Genomic DNA, 24472 nt, shown 5'->3' on the forward strand with positions numbered 1-24472 from the left:
TTACCTGCGCGCCGCCGAGTCGCTCGATGGGGAACATCGAGCAGCGGTGTGGGTCTCGACCACCGGCACCATGTCGGGCGGACCGCCGACTGCGCACCTGTGATCGCGCGCCTCCGTGGTCGATCGCACCGTTCGGTTGCCGCGCAGTGGCTCCGGACGCGGGAAACGCCCGGAGCATACTGGTCCGGTGAGTCACGAGCCTTCCCCGCGTGGTGTCGAGACGCGGCCGTTCCCGCTGCTCCCCACGCCCATTCAGGTATCCGACGACGTGCTCGCCGACCTTCGGCAACGGCTGGAACTGACGCGCTGGCCGGTCGACGCGGGCAACGAGGACTGGTCCTACGGTGTGTCGCGAGGCTATCTACAGGAGCTGGTCGAGTACTGGCGCACCGGTTACGACTGGCGTGCCGCCGAGGCCGCGATCAATGCCTATGCGCACTACTTCGTCGAGGTCGACGGGGTACCGGTGCATTTCATGCGGAAGCCGGGCGTGGGGCCCGACCCGACGCCGCTGATCCTCACCCATGGGTGGCCCTGGACCTTCTGGCATTGGGCGAAGGTGGTCGATCCGCTGGCCGACCCCGCGGCATTCGGCGGCGACCCGGCCGACGCCTTCGATGTGATCGTCCCGTCGTTTCCCGGATTCGGCTTCTCCGCACCGCTGCCGCACAACCCGGACATGAACTTCTGGAAGGTCGCCGACCTCTGGCACGTCCTCATGACCGAGACGCTCGGCCATACGAAATATGCCGCGGCGGGCTGCGACGTCGGCGCCCTGGTCACCGGGCAGCTCGGGCACAAGTACGCCGACGAGCTGTACGGCATCCACATCGGCTCCGGCCAGAAACTCACCTTGTTCGACGGCGACCGGGGCTGGGACGTCAGTGGCGGCAGACCCATCCCGGAGGGCATACCCGCGGCCGTGCACGACCGGATCATCGAACTGGAACGACGTTTCGCCGTCCATCTGGCCGCGCATGTGCTCGAACCGAGCACCCTCGCCTACGGGTTGTCCGACTCACCCGCCGGGCTGCTCGCCTGGATCCTGCAACGCTGGGTGAGCTGGAGCGACAACGGCGGCGACATCGAGTCCGTCTTCGACAAGGACGACCTGCTCACCCACGCGATGATCTTCTGGGTCACCAATTCCATCGGCACGTCGATCCGCACCTACGCCAACAACAACCGCTATCCGTGGACGCCGTCGCACGACCGGCAGCCCCCGATCGAGGCCCCCACCGGCATCACCTTCGTCGGCTACGAGAACCCGCCCGGCGTCACCACCGACCGCCGTGTGCAGGCCTTCGTCGACAGCGACCGGGGCGATTGGTACAACCACGTCAACCTCACCGTTCACGATCGAGGTGGTCACTTCATCCCGTGGGAGATACCGGACCGATGGGTCGACGATCTGCGCCGTACCTTCCGCGGGCGCACGCCCTCCACGTCCGGAATCAGGCGCTGAGCGAAGTCGTTCGCAAACCGGCGCGCCTTCGCATGCGCGCACACGCGGACCGACCGCACCACGCTCGGCGGCAGATCCGGGTGTCACCGAGATGTGCCTGCCCGCAGCGCGGGACCGAAGACGGCGCGGTGAGTATGTGAACTGCCCCAAGGAAAGCCGGCTCACCGGATTCGCCCCGTAAGGTACCGGTCATGGTGCCCACCGAGAGGTCCGAGTTGGTGCGATCGGTCGTCGAGTCCTACCTGCTCGACGGAGCGCGCCGGTACAACCGCACCGAGGTCGCCGAGCAGTCGGGGACGACGACGGCGCTCACCAAGCGATTGTGGATCGCGCTCGGTTTTCCGTCGAGCATCGGCGACGAAGCGGTCGACTACGCCGACGCCGACGTCGCGGCGGTGCGCGACTTCGAGCAGCTGAACGTGTTGTCCTCGGCCGACACCAAGCAACAGTCGGCGACCGTGCGCACGCTCGGCCAGGGCATGGCACGCCTGGCGGAATGGCAGGTCGACCTGGTGCTCGCGGAGATCGAGGAGCGGATCGCCCGAGCCGAGCCCGGTACCGACCCCGAGCAGGCGGTGCGCACCGCCACCGAGGGCGCCATCGCCACGCTGGAGCAGTTGAACGTCTACGCCTGGCGGCGCCATCTCGCCGCGGCGCTGTCGCGCTCGCTCGACCCGGGGACCAGCGCCGGCGAGTCGGTGCGGGAACTGGCCGTCGGTTTCGCCGACATGGTCGGCTACACCAGGCTGACCAGGCATCTGCATCCCGACGAGCTGTCCACGCTGCTGGAGGCGTTCGAATCCACCACCACCGCCGCCATCACCGAGAACGGCGGATGGGTGATCAAGAACGTGGGCGACGAAGTCATGTTCGCCACGGAAACCGCCACCGAGGCCGCCCGCATCGCCCTGGCCATCCAGGAGTCCACCATGATGGTCGGCGGCACCCCGGACCTGCGGGTGGCTGTCGCCTACGGCCCGGTCCTGCAACGTTTCGGGGACCTGTACGGCTCGGTCGTGAACATCGCCTCCAGGCTCACCGGCGTCGCCCGGCCGGGCACCGTCCTGATCGATGACCACGCCGCCGCCGCGCTGGAGGGCGACCCGGCATTCGCCATCAAGCACCTGCGCAGCGTCCGGGTGCGCGGCTTCAACCGCCTGCGCCCGCACCTGCTGCGCCGCAACGGCAAGAACGGCAGGTAGCCGAGACCACGTGCCGCCTGCCGCGAGCGGCCACCCTAGGCTCGTCCGGTGGACAAGGACTGGTCACAGCTGCGCGCCCGCTGCCTCGTCGAGGAGGACGCGGCGATCCTGGCCCTGCACAAACCTGCCGGGATCTCCGTCACCGGCGAGCGCCACGACACCGACCTCGTCGAACTGGCCGCCGAAGCGGGGGAAACGCTGTATCCGGTGCACCGGATCGACAAGGTGACCTCCGGCCTGATCCTGTTCGCGAAGGAACTGCGCGCGCACGGCGAACTGACCAGGCAGTTCAACAAGCAGACCGCAGAGAAGGCGTACCTGGCCGTCGTGGCCGCCACCGGCCTGCCCGATACCGGCGTATTCGAGCTGCCGCTCAGTGTGGGCCGCAAGAACCGGGTGCGGATCGCGGCGCCCCGCGAAAGCATCCACCACGAGGCGGGCCGCTGGTTCGTCGACGACGCCGACCTGCTGCCCGCCAAGAACTACCCCTCGATCACCCGGTTCGCGACGGTGCTGCGCGGCCCGGCGCACACCGTTCTCGCGCTGCGCCCGGTCACCGGCCGCCGCCACCAGATCCGCGTCCACCTGGCCTGGACCGGACACCCGATAGTCGGCGACCCGTTGTTCGACCGCTCCGGCGCCCATGCCCGGACCTACCTGCACTCTTGGCGTCTCGGCCTCGCCGCCTCGTGGCGCACCCCGCCGGAACTGACGTTGACCGCCGAGCCGGACCCCGATTTCTGGCGCCCGCTGGACACACCCGCCGAACCGGCCGCCCTCGAACGCGCTGCCCACGCGCTGCGGACGCTCGGCTAGCGCCCCCTTCCCCTCCGCATCGACCACGGGCTCCTCGCCTGAGCGTCGACCGCCGAACCGCTTCCTTGTGCCTGCCTTCTCCGTGCCTGGTCTCCGGCTGGTACGGCCGCGACCTGGCCGGGCGGCTGCCCCCAGGGAGGGGTGGTTCGGGCAAACCAACCGTCCCGCTGCTCACCCCAGAGCGATGAACGGCGGCTAGCGATCGGTCCACAGTCATCCCCAGGCAACGCCCGGATCCCACACAGCCGGTAAGGGCAAGCCGCGTGGAGGTCCACGTCGGTAGGTCAGTTCGACGCGGGGCCGAGGAGCGAAGATCCGCATCAGCAGGTGAATTCGGTCGAGTCGGCGCGCGGCCGCGAGTGGAAATCCGCGTCAGCAGGTCAGTTCGGCCAGTTCGGGGAGCGGCCGAGGAGCAGGAGGATCTGGTCGAGGGCCGGGGTTTCCCCCGGAACGGACAGTGCCGGGGCGAAGGCCGCGCCGGGGGCGGTGCGTTCGGGCCCGTCGGGGACGGCGAGGGCGATGCGCAGCGCCGCTTCGGCCACATCGGGATCGAGGATGACGGTTTCGCCGATCGACCGCGCCACATCCCAGGCGTGGACGACGCTGTCCACGAGGTGGAAGCCGATCGCCAAGTGGGCCGGGATGCCGCGATCGGGCAGGACTTCCGGCAGCAGCAGTGCGCGCTCGAAGACATCCTCCGCGGCGAAGCCCGCGAGCACGTCGTCGGCCGAGGCGCGATAGTCGGCGACCGGATCGTCGGACGCGCGAACGGCCCAGACATCGGGATCACCGCTGCCCCGCGCGGCGGCGGCGAAGCCGTGATTCTGCGCGATCATGTGTTCCAGCAGGTCACGAAGGCGCCAACCGGCGCAGGGTGTTCCGGAATCCAGTTGATCGGGACGTACGCGGGCTACGGCCTCCACGCTCGCTCGAACCGACCGAGCGTGCTGGTCGCGCAATTCTTTCGTGGCATCAGTAAGCATGCGCATATCGTATGCTCAAGCTTACGATATGCCAAGCAGTATCGTCGGTCCATGTCCAACGCTCGTCCCGATCTGGCCGCGATGATCGTGCCGCTCGTGCGGGCGCTCATCGCCGCGGAAACGCCCATCCTGGAGCGCCACGAACTATCCATGTGGGGTTACTCCGTCCTGCTCGGCCTGGATGCGGAACCGGTCTACACCCAAGCGGCGCTGGCCAAGGCGATCGGCGCGGACAAGACCCGCATCATCGGCGTGCTGGACGAGTTGCAGCGCCGGGGCCTGATCACGCGCGAACCGGACCCGTCCGACCGGCGGGTCAACCTGGTGTCGCTGACCGACGAGGGCCGCGCCCTCCGCGACCGCGTCCAGCGCGACATCCAAACCGGCGAGGAGAAACTGCTGGAGCGACTCCCCGCCCCGGACCGCCGAGTGTTCGTGCGCGCCCTGCGCACCCTCTCCGCCGCGGTATCCGAGCAGTCCAAACCCTGACCGCGAACCGCGCATTGTGTCCCGTGACACATATCGCCGAGCACCGTTCGCATGGTGGCGAGCGTCATGACGACTCGTAATGCGCAGGTCAACTAGCCTGATGACGTGCGGCAGCCGCAGCGCGCGCACACTCTGACGCAATGCAGCGAACCCCTAGCGAAAGCGAATGCCGATGATCCTGGTGGCTCAGGTCAGCGACACCCATTTCGATCTCGGCACCCGCAACGCCCAGCGTGTCCAGCGGGTGATGGAGTTCTTCGCCGGGTTGCGCCACAGGCCCGACGCCATCCTCGTGACCGGCGACATCACCGATTCCGGCAAAGCCGAACAGTACGCGGAAGCCAAGCTCGCGTTCGACACCGAGATCCCGGTGTACGCCATCCCCGGCAACCACGACGACCGCGCGGGCTTCCGTACCGCCTTACTCGGCGAGCCCGCCTCCGACGCCCCCATCAACCGCTCGCACCGAATCGGTGATCTCACCCTCGCGCTCTTGGATTCGAGCATTCCCGGGGAGCCCGGCGGACGACTCGCCGAGGAGACCTACCGTTGGCTGAGCGGCGTACTCGACGCCGCGCCCCCGGCCAAACCGATCCTGCTCGCCCTGCACCACCCGCCCGCGCACCTGTACAGCCCGATCGTCGACGGGATCTCCCTCGCCGATCCCCAGCGGCTCGCCGACCTGGTGGCCGGTGACGACCGGATCGTCGCCGTGCTCACCGGGCACGCGCATTCCGCGGCGACGACCACGTTCGGCGGACGCCCGCTGCTGGTCGGCCCGAGCACCGCGTCGGTGCTCAGCGGCGAGTGGGAACTCGACCTGCCCGACCACGTCATGGACTACGCGCCGGACCCGACGGTCTCGCTGCACGTCATCGGCGACGATCACCGGCTCACCACCCATTTCCGGACCGTTCCGATGGGCGGCCGGATCGGCGTGCAACCGGCTTGAGCGCGGTTTACCCGGCACCAGCCGGGGCAATCGGGAGGCACGAGACGCCTACCCGGGAGGATGCACCATGGTCGACCTGCCAGCCGCAGTGGTGAAGAGCGCGTTCGCGACCGGAGCGCGGATCCGGCATGCGCGGGTGTTCCACCCGAACGGATTGCACCTGGCCGGTCGCCTGCACGCCGAACCCGAGTTCGAGCCGCTGTTCGGCGCCGGCGAACGCGCGGTGATCGCGCGGCTGTCCAAGGGCGTCGGACTACCGAACGGCCTGCCCGACGTGCTCGGCCTGGCGTTCCGAGTACTCGACCGGGACGACGAGCCCTGGGACTTCGCGCTGGCCACTACGGGGCAGGGAGCGCTGGGCCGGCTGGTGATCACCCCCGCGCGCGGCTGGGCCAGCGCGCGCTACGGCTGCCTGATGCCCTACCGGATCAGCAACTCCGCGCCGACCTGGTTCTTCGCCGAGCCAGACGGTGTGCAGCCCGCTTCGGCGTCGCTCGAGGCGATGCAAGCCCATCTGAACGAGGATCTGGTGAGCTTCACCCTCAGCGCGGGCCGTCTCGGCGGACCCACCTGGCGGGTCGCCGAAATCACGCTGCGGCCCGCCGAATCCGCCGAGCATCGCACGGATTACTTCGATCCGATGCTCAACCACCCTGCCGAGGTGGAGTTGTTCCCCAAAGCCATCGGCAAGATCCGCGAACTGGCCTACACGGGCAGCCGCAGCGGCCGCGGCGAAGGGGCTTAGCGCCGGACGACGCGTTCGCGGCGATAGGCGGCCGGGGTGTTACCGGTCCACCGCTTGAAGGCGAAGATGAACGTCGAGGCTTCGGCGTAACCGAGGCGGATCGCGACATCGCTCACCGACAGTGGTGTGGCGGTGAGCATTTCCTCGGCCAGGGCACGCCGCACCTCGTCCAGCAGCGCCCGATAGCTGGTGCCCGCCGCGTCGAGATGCCTGCGCAGCGTGCGCGTGCTCATGTTGAGATCGTTCGCCACGGCGTCGATGCCGGGCGGCGCGGCGAACCCGTCCGCGCCGCCGCGCGGGACCAAGCGCTCGCGCACCTCGGCCGCGATGCCGGTGCGGGCCCTGCGGCGGTGCACCAACTCCCGGCACTGCGCCAGGCACATCGCCCACGTGTGCTCGTTGGCCTGCGGCAACGGCTGCTCCAGCAGCATGGGTTCGATGGCGAACAGGTTGCGCGGCATGTCGAACCGCGGGGCCACCAGGGTGACCTCCGCGATCCGATCGGCGTAGCCCGGTGCGGGAAAACGGAATTCGGCCCTGGTCAGCGGCAGGCGCGTGCCGAGCAGATCGCTCATCACCTGATGCATCGCGGTGACGTCGCGTTCGACGAGGAACTGGCGCACATCCGTCGGCACCGACTCGTCGTGCACCACCGCGACGAACTCGTTGTCGCCCCACTCGGCCACCGGTAGGCAGAAGGTGAAGCTGAGGTCCAGGTAGCGCAGCGCGAAGCTGATCGCCTCCCCCAGCGTCGGGCTGCTGACGCAGGCGAAGCCGAAGATGCCGAAGGTGGTGATCCGGTAGCGGCGGCCCACCTCGACGCCCAGCGCGGGACGGCCGGCGAGTTCGCGAACGAGGTTGCGGATGACCGCCAGTTCGGTGTGCGCATCGATCTGCGCGTCCGGATCGCGCAGTTGCTGCTCGGTCAGCGCGGTGCCGTGCAGCATGCGCGCCGCGGGCACGTCGTGTTCGGCCGCGTAGCCGACCATCAGTGCCACGCTGGCCACGCCGCGCGGAAAGTTCCAATCGCGGATATCCGGATCCTGCACCCGCTCCACGCGGACATTATGGCCGAATTTCTCTATGCGACGGCACGGCGGCTCCTACAGTGGAGACAACTACGGTCGGAGTGAGGAGTGTCACATGACAACGCGCGGCCGGCCGTCGATCCTCATCATCGGCGCGGGCTTCGGCGGCATCGGCATGGCCATCGAGTTGCGCCGCAACGGCTTCGACGACATCACCGTGCTGGAACGCGCCGCCGACCTCGGCGGGGTGTGGCGGGAGAACACCTACCCCGGTGCGGCCTGCGACGTCCCCTCGCCGCTGTACTCGTATTCGTTCGAACCCAAGCCGGACTGGCCGCAGCGGTACTCGGGGCGCGCCGCCATCCATGCCTACCTGCGCGGCGTCGCCGAGCGGCACGGCGTGCTGTCGGCGATCCGCTTCGGCACCAGCGTCACCGACGCCGAATTCGACGACGCCACCGGCCGGTGGACCGTCCGCACCGCCGACGGGGACAGCCGCGTCGTGGACGTGCTGATCTCGGCGGTGGGTCAGCTGTCGCGTCCGTCCCTGCCCGCCATACCCGGCATCGACACCTTCGCGGGCCCGTCGTTCCATTCGGCCGAGTGGGACCACGAGGTCGACCTCCGCGGCAAACGCGTCGCCTGCGTCGGCACCGGAGCGAGCGCTGTCCAGTACATTCCCGAGATCCAGCCCGAGGTCGCCCATCTCACGCTTTTCCAGCGCACACCGGCCTGGGTGATCCCCAAGTTCGACACCGACTACTCGCCGATCCAGCACAACCTGTTCGCGCGGATGCCCGGCGCGCTGCTGGCCGAACGATTCGGGTGGTGGTCGATCGCGGAGTTCGTCTCGCTCGGGCTGGTCGAGATCCCCGCCATCGCCCGGTGGGTGGCCCGCATCGCCTCCCGGCACCTGGCCGAGCAGGTCGAGGATCCGCAGCTGCGCGCGAAACTCACCCCGGACTACCCGATCGGGTGCAAACGCGCCCTGTTCTCCAACGACTATTACCCGGCGCTCACCCAGCCGAACGTGCGGGTGGAGACCACCGCGATCAGCGAGATCACTCCGCAGGGCGTACGCACCGCCGACGGTGCGACGCACGAGGTGGACGTGATCGTCTACGGCACCGGCTTCAAGGGCACGGAGTTCCTGTGGCCGATGGAGGTCTACGGCCGCCGGGGCCGCAGGCTGGCCGACGCCTGGGCCGAGGGGGCGCACGCGTACTACGGCATCGCGGTGCCCGACTTCCCGAACCTCTTCCTGGTCTACGGGCCGAACACCAACCTCGGCGTCGGCTCGATCATCTACATGATCGAGTCGCAGACCCGCTACATCCGACAGGCGGTGCGGTGGCTCGCCGACCACCCCGGCCACTGTGTCGACGTCCGGGCGGACCTGGAGGAGGACTACAACGCCGCGCTCCAGCAACGCCTGGCCCGCACCCCGTGGAACTTCTGCGCGAGCTGGTACCGCAATTCCGCGGGCCGCATCACCAACAACTGGCCCGGCTCGCAGACCAGCTACCGCCGCCGCACCCGGCGCTTCGATCCCCGGCACTACACCCTCGACCCGGTCTCGTGACCGATCGCACGGCTGTCGGCCCCGCTCGGAATCGACTCGACCCGGCACCGCCCGCCGGGCTGGCAGACTTGTGCTGTGAATGAACTGGCCCGTCCGGGCGCATCGGAGCAGCGCGGGCCGCTGCGTCCGATCGAGCTGGCCACCGGCGCCGTGCTCGGTGGAGCCACCGTCGGACTGGTGACCATCGGGTCGGTGATCCCGTTCGCCGGTGCGCTGCAGTTGGTCGCGGCGGTCCCCATCGGGCTGATCGCGCATCGCTTCCGGCCGCGCGCCCTGATCACCGCGACCATCGCCGCCACGCTGGTCACCTTCGTGGCGGCCGGTATGGCGTCGGCGACGGTGCTGATCGCCTCGGCCACCATGGGCGGCATCATCGGCACCGTGAAGCGGCGCGGTGGCGGGCTCGTCGCGGTGCTGGGACTCTCGCTGCTCACCGGGCTGGTGTGGGCCGCGCTGGCTGTCGGTTCGCTGCTCGTACTGTCGAGCGCGCGCGAGCTGGTCTTCGACAACATCCGCAACGGCGCGCGCGGCCTGCAGGATCTCGCCGCCCGGGTGGGCGTGACTCCGCTCGGGCGGGTCGTGGCGGATCTGGCCGACGCCGTGCTGCGCTCGTGGTGGGTGTGGCTGGGCGGCGGCGTCGCGCTCGGCATGATGGCCACCGGGGTGTGCTCCTGGTATGTCCTGGGCTCGGTGCTGGACCGGCTCGACTGGCTGCCCGGCCGGGACCGGCTCGACGCACCGCTCGACGACCGGCCCGTCGCGCCGCTGCCGGTCACGCTGCAACACGCCGGGTTCCGCTACCCCGGCGCCGGTCGCGACGCCCTGAGCGACGTCGACCTCACCGTCGAGGTCGGGGAATTCGTCGCCGTGGTGGGGCACAACGGCTCGGGCAAGTCCACGCTGACCCGGTTGCTGGCCGGTCTGCCGCCCACCTCGGGGTCGGCGCGGCGGCCCGGCTCGGCCGGACTGGGGCGGCTGGGCGGCACGGCGCTGGTGTTGCAGCGGCCGGAGAGTCAGACCCTCGGCGTGCTCGTCGCCGACGACGTGGTGTGGGGATTGTCCGCGGACCTGGCCGCCGAGGTGGACGTGGAAGGACTGCTGAGCGAGGTCGGTCTGGCCGGGATGGGCGGCAAGGAGACCGCGACGCTCTCCGGCGGTCAGCAGCAGCGGCTGGCGGTCGCGGCGGCACTCGCCCGGCGGCCCGCACTGCTGATCGCCGACGAGGCGACCTCCATGATCGACCCGGACGGGCGCGGGGAACTGGTGGAACTGCTCGCGGGCCTGCCGAAACGCCACCCGATGGCGGTGGTCCTGGTAACCCATCACGAAGCCGATGCCGCTGCCGCGGACCGGGTCGTGCACCTGTCGGGTGGACGGACGGTCGCGCACCTGCCCGCGTGGCCCCGTCCGGCACGCGCCGCGCGCCGCAGGCCGATGGGTGAACCGGTCCTCGAACTGCGCGATGTCCGGCACACCTACAACCGCGCGACGCCGTGGGAAGCGCCCGCGCTGCACGGCGTCGACCTGTCCGTCCGGCAGGGCGAAGCGCTGCTCGTCGTCGGCGGGAACGGCTCGGGCAAGTCCACCCTGGCCTGGATCATGGCCGGCCTGATCGAACCGAGTTCCGGCCGGTGCGAACTGCGCGGGAAGCCGGTCGGCAAGCAGATCGGCGCGGTCGGGCTCGCGTTCCAGCATTCCCGCCTGCAATTGCAGAAGCAGACCGTCGGCGCGGAGATCGCGGACTGGGGCGGACGCGCCACCGGCTCCGGTGCGGTCGGGCGCGCGCTGGACGCGGTCGGGCTGGACCGGTCGCTGGCCGCACGATCGATCGAGGAACTCAGCGGCGGACAGGCCAAACGGGTGGTGCTCGCCGCGATCGTGGCCAGCCATCCCCAAGTGGTCGTGCTCGACGAACCGCTGGCCGGACTCGACCCCGAGGGCCGAGCCGACATCGTGGAACTGCTCGCCCGGCTCCGGGATGCCGGTTTGACGCTGATCGTCATCTCGCACGACGTGGCCGACATGGCGGCGGTGTGCGACCGCACGGTGCACCTGCGATCGGGACGCATCCTGAGCGCGGAAGCCGCGTGGGCGGCCACGCCGGTGCCGAGTGAGGCGGCCGCGCGAGCCGACTCCGGAGCGCTGCACGCGCCCGGTGAATCGGCCTGGCGGTTCGAGCACGGAGGTCGATGATGAGCACGGTTCTGCTGCGTCAAGTGCCGGTCGCCAGTCCGGTGCACCGGCTGTGGGCGGGCACCAAGATCATCGGGGTTTTCCTGATCAGCCTGGTGCTGATGTTCCTGCCGTCCTGGCCGGTGCTCGCCGTGATGACGGGGTTCCTGGTGATCGTCGGCGTCGTCGCCCGGCTGCCGCTCGGCACGCTGCCGCGCCCGCCTTGGTGGTTCTGGGCGCTGTTCGCCGTCGGCGGCCTGCTCACCGTCCCCGTCGGCGGTGCGGCGGTGCTGCGCTACGCGCAGATCGCGATCTTCACCCTGATCCTGGTGACCGCTTCGTTCCTGATCGCGTGGACCACACCGATGGGTGACGTCGCGCCCGCCCTCGCCAAACTGGGCGCGCCGTTGCGCAGGGTCAGGATGCCGGTGGACGAATGGGCTGTCGTCGTCGCGCTCACCCTGCGCGGTCTGCCGTTGCTCATGGAGGAGATCCGGGTGCTGCGCGCCGCCCGTCGCCTCCGCCCCAAGGACCGCATGCTCGCCCGCGCGGTCGACAACCCGCTCATCGACATCCTCACCGCGGCCATGGCGGTGGCCACCCGCCGGGCCGGTGAACTGGGTGAGGCGATCACCGCACGCGGTGGCACCGGGCAACTCACCGCCCATCCCAACGCTCCCGGCCTGCGCGACGCTCTCGCTCTCGTGCTGGTCTTCGGCGTCTGCCTCGGCTCCGTCGCGCTGCACTCGCTGCTCTGATACGCGCGAGAGAAGTGAACGGGTGAAGAACCGGGTCTCGGTCGGTCGCGGCCCCTAATGGGCCGCGGGGCGGAATTCCGCCCCCGGAATCGCTGAATATTTGCAGACCGCCTGGTACCACTCGAGATAAGACCGATCGATGACGCGGAAAGCACTGTCGGCAGTTCACGTCCCGCGCTTCGGCGGGAACGGTAGCCGTCGACCCAGTCCAGCTAGACCCGACCACCTGCCAACGCCACGACTCTGCCGCCCGGATCACGGCCACGCCGCGCCCCTCTCCCGCACGCGTCCCGAGCCCCACGAAAGACACTGCCGCGCTGAAGATTACACCTGGCGCACAACCGTGTACGCATGCTTCGGATGCAATGCTTCGATTCGAAGATCGCACCCCAACGCGTGAATGAAGCCCGACCGGACCCACTCGAACGCCCGTATTGCTCGATCAATAAATAGCGGAAAGCTATAACACCGCGACGGGGAGAAAGACGGAGGATTACCCTCTGAATTCGTGTCCCAAACCCCTTCGGCCACAGTACAGTTATCACTCGGAAGTAACTGTCTTTTGGATCACATCACGGATGTACACGCCGATGGGGGAAGGAAATTCGGCGTGCGCCGCGTTCTCTATTGCTCGAAGCCTGATGAAGATTGGAAACCGAGAAATGATTCTGCGGAAAGTCACTGCCGCTGTCGTGCCACTGGTCGCCGCGCTCACGGTGGGGTCCGGTGTCGCGCACGCGGAACCCGGCGCGACAGCGGTTCCGGACATCGGCTACCAAGCCGAGCTGATCGGGAACAAGGTCGTCACGACGCTCACCGCGGGCACGTTCGAGGTGCGCGGCGACGCCGTCGACATCAAGGACGCGGCAGGCGAGGTCGCGGTCACGCTGCCGCTCGCCTTCCGGCAGGACGGGCTCGAATACCCCATGTCCCATGTGGTGCGGGACGCGGGCCGGGTGCTGGAGCTGACCGTCGTCAAGGACGCGGCGCAGGCGCGCCCCGCGGCCACGCCGGTCGCGTCACCGTTCGAGAACCAGCGCGCGATGGACGCCTTCCTGTCGCAGTTCGGCATCGCCACCGCGGTCGGCGGATTCATCGGCACGGTGATCGGAGCGCTCGTCGGTCTGACGGGCCTCATCGGCGGCCCCGTCGGTATCGCCACTGTGCTCGCCGGCGCGGGTATCGGCGGCATCATCGGCACCATCGTCGTCGGTGGACCGGCCCTGATCATCGCCGGTATCGATCTGATCAGCACACTGGCCGCCCCGCCCGGCAGCACCAAGTGGATGGACACCACCGGGCGTTCGCAGAACTGACCGGTGCCCCCGGGCGCTACGCGCACCGAATCGACCACGATTCGGTGCGCTTTCGTCTGCGCGGACAGTTGATGGTTCGCCGGAAGCGCCCTACCTATCCGCGTCCGCCGACGGATACGGTGCCGCACCGTCGGCGGCTCCCCGAGACGAATACCGCCCTCATACCTCCCCGCCCCTCGACGAAGACGCACCGTCGATGACTCCCGAGACCGACGCCGCCCTCACGCACCCACGCTGGTCGACGGATACGGTGCGCGCCGACCAGCGCCCACGCTCAGCTGGTCGTCCATTCACCGCTCCCGGCATCCGGCGGCCACCGGCAGACCCGCGAACCGATCGCCCAGAAAGTTCATCGCGCCCGGCGCCTCACCGATCGCCGCCGGGTTGTGGGTGGGCAGCATCGAATGCACCGAGGTGATCGCCGCTCCCTGCGCGCAGTACCGGCCGACCAGGTCGGTGAAGCCCGCCACGGGGATCACGTCGTCGGTGCGGCTGTGGTACAGGTACATCGGCGTCTCCGGCGCACTGCCGCCGAGTTCCTGGGCGTCGGTCGCGGCGCGGAAAGCCGGATGCGACAGCAGATCCGGGACGACGGCGAAGTCGTCGACCCGCGCGCCGACGTACTTCGGCACCAGGTCTGACCCACACATGGTGGCATTCTCGACCAGCGCCGCGCGCCCCCGATCGTTGAGCAACGCCAGCACGCCGTTGCCGGGATCGTTGCGCGCGATGGCGAACAGGATCAGCAACGCCAGCCCGGCCTGCACGGTGCCGTCCGCCTCGCGCGCTATGGCGGGCCAGTCCGCCGGAACGCCACCCGAGGTGATGCCCGCGAACCGGACGTCCGGCGCGTACCACGGCTGCATCTGCGCCGCCCACAGCGTGGCGAACGCACCGCCCGAATAGCCCCAGGCGCCGATGGGCGTCGCGGGCCCGAGCCCGGCCTGCGGAAGGTCACGGGCCGCCCGGATGCCGTCCAGCACCCCGCGTCCGGAGTTCACCCCGTCCAGGAACCGGGACCGCGGCCCCTCATAGTCGCCGGCCACCACCGCCCACCCGCGCCGCAGTGCCTCCGCCATGAACGGCGTGTCGATGAGGGTGTTCACCGCACCGCTGTCCCAGCCGCCGCGCAGCGCGAACGACGGCGCGCACCGCGTGCCGAGACTGTCCTCCGGCACCTGATACGACAGCAGGGGCCGGGCGCCCGGGCCGAACCACGGCAGCATCGGGACCATCACGGTCGCCACGTCGGCCACGGGATCGTCGCTCGCGTCGGTGCTGCGATACTTCACCTGCCATGCCGAAACAGGCAGGGGGAGCCCGAACAACGCGATCGGGCGGGATTCCAGCACGGCGCCGTTGGGGTAGTTCTCGAGGTCCGCGGGGGCCGCGTAGAACGGGTCATGGTCCGGCGAGGGTAGCTCGGCGTGTGCCGCCGGGACGGCGGCGAGAGCGATCAGCGCGGACAGCGCGATCCCCAGGATCGCGGTGCGCACCGGGCGGTTGCTCGCCTGCGCGGTGACAGGCGCTGCGTGCACATCCTTCATCAGGGCCTCCCCAGTCCCGGCGAGGCGGTGAGTGTCCCGGTGCGGTCGGCGCCGGTTCACCTGGCCTCCAGACCTCAACGGTACTGCTGGGCGGACGGGCCCGGCAACGGGCGATCGCAGGTCACACCCACCGCCGCCGTTGTCCGCGGGGCTGGCTACAGTGTTGGCCAAAACATCCCTGGCGCAATCGAATAGCTGTCCGGCGTCACCCCGCCCACAGCGCGAGCGCAACGAAGAGGAGTAGCCGAGCATGCGGCATGGCAACGGACTGGACATCCCCGAGGGACTCGCCGACGTGTGCGCGCCCGACCGGATGGCGGTGATCGTCTACGACATGCAGGTCGGCGTGCTCAGCCAGTTGCCGGACGGCCCGGAGATCATCGAGCGGGTGGTCCGGGTGGTCGACGCGGCGCGCTCGGGTGGCTACCCGGTGATCTTCCTGCGCCATTTCTTCCTGCCGGAGCGGCTGAGCGGAGCATTCGCGCTGCGCATGGCAGTGAACTGGCAGCAGGTGGATTCGGTGGACGAGGTGCGCTTCATCCTGCAGCGCGACACCCCGGCCTTCGAGCTGGTTCCCGAGCTGCGGCCGCGCGCGGACGAGGTGGTGTTCGACAAGACGTCGATGTCTGCCTTCGAAGGGACTCCGCTGGCCGCTACGCTGCGCGATCTGCGCATCGGCGCCTACGCGATCGCGGGCGTCGCCCTGGAGATCGGCATCGCGCCCACGGTCACGCATTCCACCGATCTCGGATTCGTCCCGGTGGTGATCAGCGACGCGGTCGGTGGCCGGGACAAGGAGGCCATGGCTCGGGCCTACGCGGATTTCGAATTCCAGGGCCACGCGCTGGTCACCGACATCGCCACCATCACCCCGCTGCTCGCGGGCGGCAACTGACCCGGAACGGGACCCGGCCACGACCGGGTCCCGTTCGACGCTCACTTCTCCCGCAAGGCTTTCTTGGCCGCGTCCTGGGCGGCGTCGACCTGGCTCGTGAACTTGTCGCCCGTCTTCTCGTCGACGAGGTCGCCCGCCTTGTCGATGACCGCGTCCAGCTTGTCCGCGTTCTTCTGGGCCAGGTCCATCGCCTTACCCGCCAGGTTCTTGAAGTCCACCGTGCACTCCTCGTTTCGCGCTGGGAACAACCGCGAGACAACCCTACCCAGCGCCCAGCCAAGCCGGATGCCACAACCGGCCCGTCTCGGTCCAGTTCATGAACCGCACGGTGCCACCGAGTTTCGGCGTCACCCACACCGCCTCCTTGCGTTCCTCGGCGGTGAGGTCGTTGTCGAACGGCGAGGTCTTGCGCTCCAGCTTGCGCAGCCGCGCGGCCAGCTCCCGCATGGCCGAGTCGTCGAACCCGGTGCCGACCCGTCCGACGTAGACCAGCCTGCCGTCGTGCGGAATACCGACCAGCAGCGATTTGAACTCTCGCGCCGTGCTGCGCCGCCACCCGCCGATCAGCACCTGCTGAGTGCGCCAGTTGCGCTGCTTCACCCAGGAATGCCCGCGCTTACCCGGCAGATACACCGAATCCTTGCGTTTCGCGACCACGCCCTCCAGCCCGTGCTCCTGGCTGTAGCGCAAGGCCTCGGCGCCCGAGCCGTCCAGTCGTGGCGGCACCACCATCGACGGCGCGTTCGCGGCGAGCGCCTCCAGCACCCTGCGGCGATCGGAATATCTTTTGCGCAGCAGCGACGTGCCGTCCAGGTACAGCACGTCGAACGCGACGAACACCGCCCGCGCCGCGTCGGCTTGCAGCAGGCCGAGGTTCGCGACGCCGTGATCGTCGAAGACGACGGCCTCACCGTCCAGCACCACCTGGTGCCCGGACAATTCCCGCCGCAGCGCCGCGATGCGCGGATAGCGGTCGGTCACGACGTTGCCCGCCCGGCTGTGCAACGTGATCGCGCCGGAGTCGATCTCGGCGATCAGCCGGAAGCCGTCCCACTTCGTCTCGAAGCACCACTCGTCCGCACCGAGATCGGCGACGTCACCGTGCGTCGCGAGCATCGGCGACAGGCCGCGCGGCAGCGGCGAGGGCCCGTCGGCGGGACGAATGATCCGGCCCGGCGGCTGCCGCACCTGCGGTTCTTCGGCTCCGTTCCCCTCCCGCATCAGATGCATCAGCCACTGGTTGCCGTTGGTCTGAATCAGCGCGTACCGGCCGGTGAGCCGCTTACCGTGGAACCGCACGATGACCTCGTCGTCGCGCCACTTCTCGGTCTCGTAGGTGCCGGAGTCCCAGATCGTCATCTCGCCCGCGCCGTACTCGCCCTTCGGGATGGCTCCGTGGAAGTCGAGGTACTCCATCGGATGGTCCTCGGTGTGCACGGCGAGGCGGTTCTGCTCGGGAGAGGTCGGCGGGCCCTTCGGTACCGCCCAGGACACCAAGACCCCGTCGCGCTCCAGCCGCACATCCCAGTGCAGGCGCCGCGCGTGGTGCTCCTGCACGACGTAGCGGTTGTCCGCCCCCGGCGCGGGTGGCTGCGCGGGAACGGGCTCGGGCGTGCGGGACGGATCCCGCATCGATCGGTACTTCGTCAACGCGTCCGGGCCCGCTCCCGCCGCGGACGAGCCGTTTCCCGCGGGCGGCGCATCCAGTTCGGCGAGCAGATCGCCGTCCGATCGGTATCGGGCGAGTACTTCGTCGAACCGCAGATGCCGCAGCTTCTTCCGGTTCTCGATCTCTTTCCAGGTGCGTGGGGCGGCGACGTTCGGCTCCGGCCGCCCCCGCATCGAGTAGGGCGCGATGGTGGTCTTGGCGGCGTTGTTCTGGCTCCAGTCGAGGAAGACCTTGCCGCCGCGAGCCGCCTTCGCCATCGTCGCCGTGACCAGGTCCGGGCGTAGCCGTTGCAGATTGGTGGCCACCTGTTTCGCCACGGTGGAGGCGCCGTCCGAACTCAGTTCGCGATCCAGCGGCACATAGAGGTGAATTCCCTTGCTGCCGCTGGTCACCGGGAACGTGCGCAAACCGATGCCCTCGACCATCTCGCGCACCGCGAGCGCCACCTCGGCGCATTCGGCGAGCCCGACGCCCTCGCCCGGGTCCAGGTCGAAGACCAGCCTGGTGGCCGGGCCCATGTCGTCGCCGTCGAAACGCCACTGCGGCACATGCACTTCCAGCGCGGCCTGCTGCGCGAGCCAGGCCAGCCCGGCCTCGGAATCGATCAGGGGATAGACGACCTTGCGATCGGAATGCCGCAGGGTGCGCCGCTGCATCCAGGACGGGGCGTGCGACGGGAGATTCTTCTCGAAGAAGGACGGTTCGTCGACGCCGTCGGGCCAGCGCTTGCGGGTGACCGCCCGCCCGGCGACATGCGGCAGCATGGCAGGCGCGATCGCCGAATAGTAGGCGATGACTTCGCCTTTGGTGGTTCCGGTGGCCGGGTACAACACCTTGTCGAGGTTGCTCAGGTCAACCTCGATACCACCGAACTCGCGGCGGGCCACCATATCCGAAGTGTAGCGGCGGAGACCCGGTCGTGGTCTCCGCCGCTCGCTCAGGCGTGCGGTCCGGACTGGTCCGGCGGGACCACCTTCTTGGCGGCCTCCTTGCCCTTGGTGATCTTGTCGGTGTATTTGCCGTGCGTCTTCTGGTCGATGAAGTCACCGGCCTTGTCCACCGCTGAATTGATCTTGTCGGCGTTCTTGGCCGCCGCGTCCTTACCCTTGTCGACCAGGCCTTTGACCGTATCCGCGAAACTCATCGCCGTGATCCTTCCTGTCGCCAACTAGCAGAAGTCGTTCACTCCACATTCTCCCACCAAGAATCCGCAGGTGGGGCACTCGACGGGTCCACGCGCTGCCCGGGCACGGGCACCGCGACCTCGGTGCCCGCCGCCCGCGCCGCCGCCACCATGCGCCGGACCGGCTCGGACCAGCCGTGGAAGGCGAGATTGAAGGTGGCCCAGTGAATGGGCACCAGCAATCCGTGACCGGCATTCCCGCCGCACAGGTCGGCGTGTGCCCGCACCGCCTCCTCGGGATTCATGTGCACATCCGGCCAGCGCTCGTCGTAGGCGCCGATCGGCAGCAGCGTCAGGTCGAACGGACCGAGCGCCGCGCCCGCCTCGGCGAACGCCTTGGTGTAGCCGGTGTCGCCCCCGAAGTAGGCGCGCCGCGTCGGCCCGACGATCGACCACGAGGCCCACAACGTGGTGTTGCGCAGCAGACCGCGCCCGGAGAAATGCCGCGCCTCCGTGCAGGTGAGCACGAGATCCACGCCGTCGCGGTCCCGGCCGAGTTCGGTGAGCGACACCGAACCGCCCCAGTCCAATTCGACGATGCGATCCTCCGGCACACCCCAGTGCCGGAGGTGGGCGCCGATACCGATCGGCACCAGGAACGGCGCGCTCTGGCGTGCCACCAACTCCCGCACGGTCCACTTGTCCAGGTGGTCGTAATGATCGTGCGAGATGAGCACCGCGTCGATCGGGGGCAGGTCGGCCAGCGGCTGCGGCACCGGATGCATCCGCGCGGGCCCGACCAGCGCCGACGGCGAAACTCGTTCGCTCCACACCGGATCGGTGAGAATGCGGTACCCGTCGACCTCGACCAACGTCGTGGCGTGGCCGTACCAGGTGACGGCGAGCGCGGACGCCGCGGCAGGCTGCTGCGGCGTCCGCAGCGGGATGGGGCCCCGCGGCCTGCCCGCGTTGCGCTGGGTCAACGCCGAGACCAGCAGCGAGGGAGCCGAACCCGCGACCACCTGGCTACTGGGTTCGGTGTTGTGGAACTGGCGGTCGCGATAGGTCGCCGCGCCCACCGCGTACGGCTGGATCGCCGAGATCGAAGCGCCCATCGCCGAAGGGATGTCCCACACCGCCCGGACGACCCAGGTGATGCCGAGCGTGCCCGCCGCGGCGCCCGCGATGCGTCTGATGTCCATCATCGCCCCACGAATTTCGCGGCGCGCTTTTCCTGCCTGGCCAAACGACCCTCCTTGGCGTCCTCGCTCGTCCACGCGGCCTCCAGCGCGGCGCGCTGCTGCGCGGTCTCCGGATCACGCGTTCCGTCATCATTGAGCACCAACTTCATGTGCCGCAGAGACAACGGAGCCAATGCCGCGATCTGCTTGCCCCAGGCCTGCGCGTCGGACGCCGTACCGATCCGGTTGGCGAACCCGAAGGCGTAGGCGTCCGCGGCCGATATCTGTTCGGCGCCCAGCAGCACCGTGCGCGCCGGACCGCCGCCGATCAAGGCGACCAGCCTGCGCACGGTCCACCGATCCACGCTGATGCCCAGTTTCGCCGCGGGAATGGCGATGTACGCCTCCGGCGAGACCACCCGCAGGTCCGAAGCGAGCGCCAGTTGCACGCCCGCCCCGATCGCGGCGCCGTTGATCGCCGAAATCACCGGGATCGGCGCGGATTCGATGGTGTGCAACGTTTCCAGCCACTCGGACAGGAAATCTCCGGAATACACCCCGGACAGATCGGCGCCCGCACTGAAGATCGGGCCGCGCCCGGTCAACACGATGACTCGCGCCTGGTCGGCGACAGCGGCGAGCACGGCCTCGCGCAGCAGCGTCACGAGTTCGTAGTTGAGCGCGTTGCGGCGCTCTTCCCGCTGAAGTTCGATGGTGACCACGTCACCGTCCCGGCTGACCCCGAGCATGCGACCTCCCCGACTGAACGGTCCGTCTGATCTCTTCACTCTGCCACAGGGGGCTACCCATTCCGCGCCGGGCGATACGATCTCCGGCTGTGCCGACCGACTTCGACATCCTGGTGATCGGCGCTGGTCAGGCGGGACTGTCGGCCGGTTACCACCTCCAGCGCCTCGGGCTGCGGCCCGAACGGCACTTCCTGCTCGTCGATCGCTCCCCCGGGCCCGGCGGCGCGTGGCAGTTCCGCTGGCCCTCCCTCACCTTGGACACGGTCAACCGGGTGCACGATCTGCCCGGTATGTCCTTCGTCGAGACGTTGCCGCCGGGGTCGTCGTCCGCGCCCGCGGCATCCGCTGTCCCGCACTACTACGAGCTGTACGAAAAGCGGTTCGACCTGCGCGTTCACCGCAGGGTATCGGTCACCGTGGTCTGTGATCGCACTGCGGAAGGCGACCCGGCCGATCGCGGCGCTGTGCTCGGCGCGGAGACCGACGCGGCCGGCGTCATCCGGGTTCGCGGCCTGATCAACTGCACCGGCACCTGGGAGAATCCGTTCGTTCCGCACTATCCCGGTGCGCAGACGTTCACCGGTCGCCAGCTACACACCCACGACTACCACAGTGCCGTGGAATTCGCGGGCAAGCACGTCGTGGTGGTCGGCGGCGGCATATCGGCCGTTCAACTACTCGACGAGATCTCCCAGGTCACCACGACGACCTGGGTCACGAGAACACCGCCGCGCTTCCGCGAGGGCCCGTTCACCGAAGAGGCGGGGCGAGCCGCTGTCGCGATGGTCGAGGACCGGGTCCGGCGCGGGCTGCCGCCGGGATCGGTGGTCTCGGTCACCGGGCTGCCGCTCGACGACCGGTTACGAGCGGCACGAGCTCGCGGCGCGCTCACCCGACTGCCGATGTTCGAGCGCATCGAGCCCGGCGGCGTGCGGTGGGCCGACGGAACCTTTCAGCAGGCGGACGTGATCCTGTGGGCCACCGGCTTCCGCAGCGCCCTCGACCACCTGGCGCCGCTGCGACTGCGCGGGCCCGGCGGCGGCATCACCATGTCGGGACGGCTGGCCACCCAGGTCGCCGCCGATCCGCGCATCCACCTGATCGGCTACGGGCCGTCGGCCAGCACCGTTGGCGCCAATCGCGCGGGGCGCACGGCGGCGCTGGAACTCACCCGGCATCTCGGACTGCGCTGACGGTGCGCGCGGCCCGGGTCGTCAGTCGATCAGTCCGAGCGTGAGCGTATCCGGGTCCCCGCCGATGCGCGAACCGCTGTCCAGGCCGTTGATCGCGTCCATCTGCTCCGCGGTCAGCTCGAAGCCGAACACGTCGAAATTCTCCGCGATCCGCGACGGCGTCACCGACTTCGGGATGACGACGTTGCCGAGTTGCAGATGCCAGCGGATGATCACCTGCGCAGGCGTGCGACCGACCTCGGCGGCCACCTGGGCGATGGTGGCGTCGTCGAGCAGTGTGCCCTGTCCGAGCGGGCTCCACGCCTCGGTGGCGATCGCGTTGGCGGCGTGGAATTCACGCAGTTCGCGCTGCGCCAAGCTGGGGTGCAGCTCGATCTGGTTCACCACCGGGATCTCACCGGTCTCGGCGATGAGCCGCTGGATGTGCGCGATCGTGAAGTTCGAGACGCCGATCGACCGCACCCGGCCCTGTGACTTCAGCGCCTGGAAGGCGCGGAAGGTGTCCACGAAGCGGTCGGCCACGGCCACCGGCCAGTGGATGAGGTAGAGGTCGAGGTAGTCCAGGCCGAGCCGCTGCATGCTGGCGTCGAACGCGCGCAGCGTCGAGTCGTAGCCCTGGTCGGCGTTCCACAGCTTGGTGGTGACGTAGATCTCGTCGCGGGGCAGGCCGTATTCCCGGATCGCCCGGCCGGTGCCCTCCTCGTTTCCGTAGATCGCGGCGGTGTCGATGCTGCGGTAGCCAACCTCGAGCGCGGTGGTGACGACCGAGAAGACGTCCTCGGCGGGTACCTGGAACACGCCGAAGCCGAGCTGCGGGATCACGTTCCCGTCGTTCAGCACGATCGAGGGAACGGTGCTGGTCTCGCTTTTGAAGGTCACATTCCGACGGTAGAAGTGTGGCGGCGAACCGTCAATCACGCGCTCTGGTGTGTTGGCCTGCAATTTGCTGGTAAACCTGCGGTCAGCCCGTCATACCGGGCAGACCGAGCCGCCGGTACCGCGCTTGGCGCGCCGCGAGCAACTCCGGTTCCGGCCGTGCGCGCAAGGTCGCCAGTTCGTGCGCGATCGCCGCGACCATCCGCCGGGCGAAGTCCACCGGTTCGTCCGCCGCGTCGGGAAACTCCGGCACGATCCGGTCCACCACGCCGTCGTCCAGTAGGTCGGCGGCACCGATCCGTTGTGTCGCGGCCAATTCCGCAGCATGGTCGGTATCGCGGAAGACGATGGCGCTCGCCCCTTCCGGCGGCAACGGGGCGAGCCACGCGTGCGTGGCGGCGAGCACCCGGTCGGCGGGCAGCAGCGCCAGCGCGCCACCGCCGGTGCCCTGGCCGAGCAGCACCGAGACGGTCGGGGTGTCCAGCGTCACCAGATCGGCGATGCAGCGGGCGATCTCGGGTGCCAGTCCGCGCTCCTCCGCCTCCTTCGACAGCGCCGCGCCCACCGTATCGATGACCAGCACCAGCGGCAGCCGCAACTCCCGAGCAAGCGCCATACTGCGCCGCGCCTCACGCAGCGCGGCCGGGCCCATGGTGTTCTCGCCCTGCTGGCCGCGCCGGTCGTGCCCGAACACCACACACGGCCTGCCCCGGAAACGACCGAGGGCGAGCACGGCGGTGCGATCGGACTCGCCCTGACCGGTGCCGCTGAGCGGAACTCGTTGCGTCACATGACGTAAGAGCTCCCGGATGCCGGGCCGCTCCGGGCGGCGGGAGATCAGGACCGACTGCCACACCCGATCGTCCGCAGCACGGCTTCGCCCTTCATCCAGCCGAAGTCGTTCCGCTTCAACACTTTCAGATTCCTGAGCACGTTCCGGCGTAACCGGGCCCTGCGGCCGCGGCGCGATTCGCTCGGAGTTCGACTGCACCGCAGCGGAATCGGGCAGCTCGATGCCACTGAAGACGCTCAGTGCGCGATGGGCGATGCGGCGGAAGACCGGGATCGTCAGGACGCCGTCGATGACACCGCGGCGATACAAGTTCTCCGCGGTCTGCACGCCTTCCGGAAAAGACCTGCCGTACAACGCTTGATAGACCCGAGGGCCGAGAAACCCGATGAGCGCCCCGGGCTCGGCGAACGTGATGTGGCCCAACGAGCCCCAGGAAGCGAAAACGCCGCCCATCGTCGGGTTGCGGAGGTAGACCACATAGGGATGACCCGCCGACTTGTGGGCCGCCACGGCACCGGCGATCTTCACCATCTGCACGAAGGCGACGGTGCCCTCCTGCATCCTGGTCCCACCGGAGGTCGGCGAAGCGACCAGCGGCAGTCCCAGTTCGGTGGCGCGCTCGACCGCAGAGACGATCCGCTCCGCCGCGGCCACGCCGATCGAGCCGGCCAGGAACCCGAACTCGCAGGCGATCACGGCCACGCGGCGACCGCGCAGCAGCCCTTCGCCGGTGAGCACCGATTCGTCGGTACCCGCCGCGACCGCCGCCTTTCGCAAGGCATCGCGGTACTGCGGGGAAGCGGCCACCGTCACCGGCGGCCGGTCCCAGCTGACGAACGAGTCCGTGTCGAGCAACTGCTCGAGTAACTCTCGCGCCGAAGTACGCACCGGGCGAGCCTATCCGGCCCTACCCGGTGCTCCGGCGAGCCGCGCGAGCA

The 24472-nt window shown here is 69.3% G+C and carries 22 protein-coding genes; 12 read left to right on the forward strand and 10 right to left on the reverse strand.

Annotated elements, in window-relative coordinates:
- The first annotated feature begins 187 nt into the window (after positions 1–187).
- From ON29_RS25465 to ON29_RS25475, 3 genes are all read left to right on the forward strand, one after another.
- The gene (locus tag ON29_RS25465) at positions 188–1465 is read left to right on the forward strand and encodes an epoxide hydrolase family protein (protein ID WP_051175580.1); all 1278 of its coding nucleotides are present in this window, start codon (positions 188–190) and stop codon (positions 1463–1465) included.
- Positions 1466–1656: 191 nt separating this feature from the next.
- On the forward strand, positions 1657–2667 hold the full coding sequence (locus ON29_RS25470) for an adenylate/guanylate cyclase domain-containing protein (protein WP_040870190.1): 1011 nt from the start codon (positions 1657–1659) through the stop codon (positions 2665–2667).
- Between the two features lie 48 nt (positions 2668–2715).
- A complete protein-coding gene (locus tag ON29_RS25475) occupies positions 2716–3483 on the forward strand; it encodes an RluA family pseudouridine synthase (protein WP_040870191.1) in 768 nt (255 codons plus the stop codon).
- A gap of 380 nt (positions 3484–3863) precedes the next feature.
- Here the strand turns inward: ON29_RS25475 and ON29_RS25480 are convergent, their stop codons facing one another.
- Positions 3864–4466: a TIGR03086 family metal-binding protein gene (locus ON29_RS25480; RefSeq protein WP_051175584.1), complete on the reverse strand. Its 603-nt coding sequence runs from the start codon at positions 4464–4466 to the stop codon at positions 3864–3866.
- A gap of 51 nt (positions 4467–4517) precedes the next feature.
- Between ON29_RS25480 and ON29_RS25485 the strand changes: the two genes are divergently transcribed.
- The 3 genes from ON29_RS25485 (at position 4518) to ON29_RS25495 (ending at position 6652) form a co-directional block, all read left to right on the forward strand.
- On the forward strand, positions 4518–4955 hold the full coding sequence (locus tag ON29_RS25485) for a MarR family winged helix-turn-helix transcriptional regulator (RefSeq protein ID WP_040870193.1): 438 nt from the start codon (positions 4518–4520) through the stop codon (positions 4953–4955).
- Between the two features lie 166 nt (positions 4956–5121).
- Complete coding sequence (locus tag ON29_RS25490) at positions 5122–5907, forward strand: metallophosphoesterase (protein ID WP_245549108.1); 786 nt, start codon at positions 5122–5124, stop codon at positions 5905–5907.
- A 67-nt stretch (positions 5908–5974) separates the two neighbouring features.
- A complete protein-coding gene (locus ON29_RS25495) occupies positions 5975–6652 on the forward strand; it encodes a hypothetical protein (protein ID WP_040870194.1) in 678 nt (225 codons plus the stop codon).
- On the opposite strand, the gene ON29_RS25500 is transcribed toward ON29_RS25495, so the two are convergent.
- Positions 6649–7710 (reverse strand): AraC family transcriptional regulator, encoded by a 1062-nt coding sequence (locus ON29_RS25500; RefSeq protein WP_040870196.1) that lies wholly within the window; start codon positions 7708–7710, stop codon positions 6649–6651. The two genes, ON29_RS25495 and ON29_RS25500, sit on opposite strands and share 4 nt — an antisense overlap.
- 85 nt (positions 7711–7795) lie before the next feature.
- Between ON29_RS25500 and ON29_RS25505 the strand changes: the two genes are divergently transcribed.
- The 4 genes from ON29_RS25505 (at position 7796) to ON29_RS25520 (ending at position 13508) form a co-directional block, all read left to right on the forward strand.
- Complete coding sequence (locus ON29_RS25505; protein WP_040870198.1) at positions 7796–9262, forward strand: flavin-containing monooxygenase; 1467 nt, start codon at positions 7796–7798, stop codon at positions 9260–9262.
- 75 nt (positions 9263–9337) lie between these two features.
- Positions 9338–11455, forward strand: coding sequence for an ABC transporter ATP-binding protein (locus ON29_RS25510; RefSeq protein ID WP_063825373.1), 2118 nt, complete (start codon positions 9338–9340; stop codon positions 11453–11455).
- Positions 11455–12192 (forward strand): energy-coupling factor transporter transmembrane component T family protein, encoded by a 738-nt coding sequence (locus tag ON29_RS25515; protein WP_040870199.1) that lies wholly within the window; start codon positions 11455–11457, stop codon positions 12190–12192. The genes ON29_RS25510 and ON29_RS25515 overlap by 1 nt, the downstream gene beginning before the upstream one ends.
- Positions 12193–12854: 662 nt before the next feature.
- On the forward strand, positions 12855–13508 hold the full coding sequence (locus ON29_RS25520) for a DUF8020 domain-containing protein (protein ID WP_040870201.1): 654 nt from the start codon (positions 12855–12857) through the stop codon (positions 13506–13508).
- A 290-nt stretch (positions 13509–13798) separates the two neighbouring features.
- Here ON29_RS25520 and ON29_RS25525 read toward each other — a convergent pair whose 3' ends face one another.
- Positions 13799–15055, reverse strand: a complete 1257-nt coding sequence (locus ON29_RS25525) for a lipase family protein (protein WP_051175581.1) — start codon at positions 15053–15055, stop codon at positions 13799–13801.
- A gap of 250 nt (positions 15056–15305) precedes the next feature.
- On the opposite strand from ON29_RS25525, the gene ON29_RS25530 reads away from it, so the two are divergent.
- On the forward strand, positions 15306–15950 hold the full coding sequence (locus ON29_RS25530) for a cysteine hydrolase family protein (protein WP_040870203.1): 645 nt from the start codon (positions 15306–15308) through the stop codon (positions 15948–15950).
- Positions 15951–15991: 41 nt separating this feature from the next.
- Here the strand turns inward: ON29_RS25530 and ON29_RS35045 are convergent, their stop codons facing one another.
- Genes ON29_RS35045 through ON29_RS25550 form a run of 5 tightly spaced genes read right to left on the reverse strand, consistent with a single transcriptional unit; the run spans position 15992 to position 20672 of the window.
- Positions 15992–16168, reverse strand: coding sequence for an antitoxin (locus ON29_RS35045; RefSeq protein WP_245549109.1), 177 nt, complete (start codon positions 16166–16168; stop codon positions 15992–15994).
- Between the two features lie 43 nt (positions 16169–16211).
- Positions 16212–18509 carry an ATP-dependent DNA ligase gene (locus tag ON29_RS25535; protein ID WP_040870204.1) on the reverse strand — a complete coding sequence of 766 codons (2298 nt, stop codon included), beginning with the start codon at positions 18507–18509 and terminating at the stop codon, positions 16212–16214.
- Between the two features lie 47 nt (positions 18510–18556).
- The gene (locus ON29_RS25540; protein ID WP_040870205.1) at positions 18557–18763 is read right to left on the reverse strand and encodes an antitoxin; all 207 of its coding nucleotides are present in this window, start codon (positions 18761–18763) and stop codon (positions 18557–18559) included.
- A gap of 38 nt (positions 18764–18801) precedes the next feature.
- Entirely contained in the window at positions 18802–19944 is a 1143-nt protein-coding gene (locus ON29_RS25545) for an MBL fold metallo-hydrolase (protein WP_051175582.1), read from the reverse strand.
- Positions 19944–20672: an enoyl-CoA hydratase gene (locus ON29_RS25550; RefSeq protein WP_040870206.1), complete on the reverse strand. Its 729-nt coding sequence runs from the start codon at positions 20670–20672 to the stop codon at positions 19944–19946. Before ON29_RS25550 ends, ON29_RS25545 begins: the two co-directional genes overlap by 1 nt.
- A gap of 89 nt (positions 20673–20761) precedes the next feature.
- Here ON29_RS25550 and ON29_RS25555 point away from each other — a divergent pair, with 89 nt between their 5' ends.
- Positions 20762–21865, forward strand: coding sequence for an NAD(P)-binding domain-containing protein (locus ON29_RS25555; RefSeq protein WP_040870208.1), 1104 nt, complete (start codon positions 20762–20764; stop codon positions 21863–21865).
- 21 nt (positions 21866–21886) lie between these two features.
- Here the strand turns inward: ON29_RS25555 and ON29_RS25560 are convergent, their stop codons facing one another.
- Both ON29_RS25560 and ON29_RS25565 read right to left on the reverse strand, forming a co-directional pair.
- The gene (locus ON29_RS25560) at positions 21887–22744 is read right to left on the reverse strand and encodes an aldo/keto reductase (RefSeq protein ID WP_040870210.1); all 858 of its coding nucleotides are present in this window, start codon (positions 22742–22744) and stop codon (positions 21887–21889) included.
- 82 nt (positions 22745–22826) lie between these two features.
- Positions 22827–24422 (reverse strand): acetyl-coenzyme A carboxylase carboxyl transferase subunits beta/alpha, encoded by a 1596-nt coding sequence (locus ON29_RS25565; RefSeq protein WP_040870211.1) that lies wholly within the window; start codon positions 24420–24422, stop codon positions 22827–22829.
- Positions 24423–24472 lie beyond the last annotated feature (50 nt).

Origin of the sequence: Nocardia exalbida NBRC 100660 (assembly GCF_000308575.1) — a bacterium.
GTDB classification, from domain to species: domain Bacteria; phylum Actinomycetota; class Actinomycetes; order Mycobacteriales; family Mycobacteriaceae; genus Nocardia; species Nocardia exalbida.

Bases quoted from the DNA above. Each gene is read 5' to 3' on its own strand.
- ON29_RS25520 (WP_040870201.1), top strand. From the start codon at position 12,855: ATGATTCTGCGGAAAGTCACTGCCGCTGTCGTGCCACTGGTCGCCGCG.
- ON29_RS25480 (WP_051175584.1), bottom strand. From the start codon at position 4,466: ATGCTTACTGATGCCACGAAAGAATTGCGCGACCAGCACGCTCGGTCG.
- ON29_RS25545 (WP_051175582.1), bottom strand. From the start codon at position 19,944: ATGGACATCAGACGCATCGCGGGCGCCGCGGCGGGCACGCTCGGCATC.
- ON29_RS25470 (WP_040870190.1), top strand. From the start codon at position 1,657: ATGGTGCCCACCGAGAGGTCCGAGTTGGTGCGATCGGTCGTCGAGTCC.
- ON29_RS25530 (WP_040870203.1), top strand. From the start codon at position 15,306: ATGCGGCATGGCAACGGACTGGACATCCCCGAGGGACTCGCCGACGTG.
- ON29_RS25495 (WP_040870194.1), top strand. From the start codon at position 5,975: ATGGTCGACCTGCCAGCCGCAGTGGTGAAGAGCGCGTTCGCGACCGGA.
- ON29_RS25540 (WP_040870205.1), bottom strand. From the start codon at position 18,763: ATGAGTTTCGCGGATACGGTCAAAGGCCTGGTCGACAAGGGTAAGGAC.
- ON29_RS25525 (WP_051175581.1), bottom strand. From the start codon at position 15,055: ATGAAGGATGTGCACGCAGCGCCTGTCACCGCGCAGGCGAGCAACCGC.
- ON29_RS25550 (WP_040870206.1), bottom strand. From the start codon at position 20,672: ATGCTCGGGGTCAGCCGGGACGGTGACGTGGTCACCATCGAACTTCAG.
- ON29_RS25515 (WP_040870199.1), top strand. From the start codon at position 11,455: ATGAGCACGGTTCTGCTGCGTCAAGTGCCGGTCGCCAGTCCGGTGCAC.
- ON29_RS25535 (WP_040870204.1), bottom strand. From the start codon at position 18,509: ATGGTGGCCCGCCGCGAGTTCGGTGGTATCGAGGTTGACCTGAGCAAC.
- ON29_RS25505 (WP_040870198.1), top strand. From the start codon at position 7,796: ATGACAACGCGCGGCCGGCCGTCGATCCTCATCATCGGCGCGGGCTTC.
- ON29_RS25490 (WP_245549108.1), top strand. From the start codon at position 5,122: ATGCCGATGATCCTGGTGGCTCAGGTCAGCGACACCCATTTCGATCTC.
- ON29_RS25485 (WP_040870193.1), top strand. From the start codon at position 4,518: ATGTCCAACGCTCGTCCCGATCTGGCCGCGATGATCGTGCCGCTCGTG.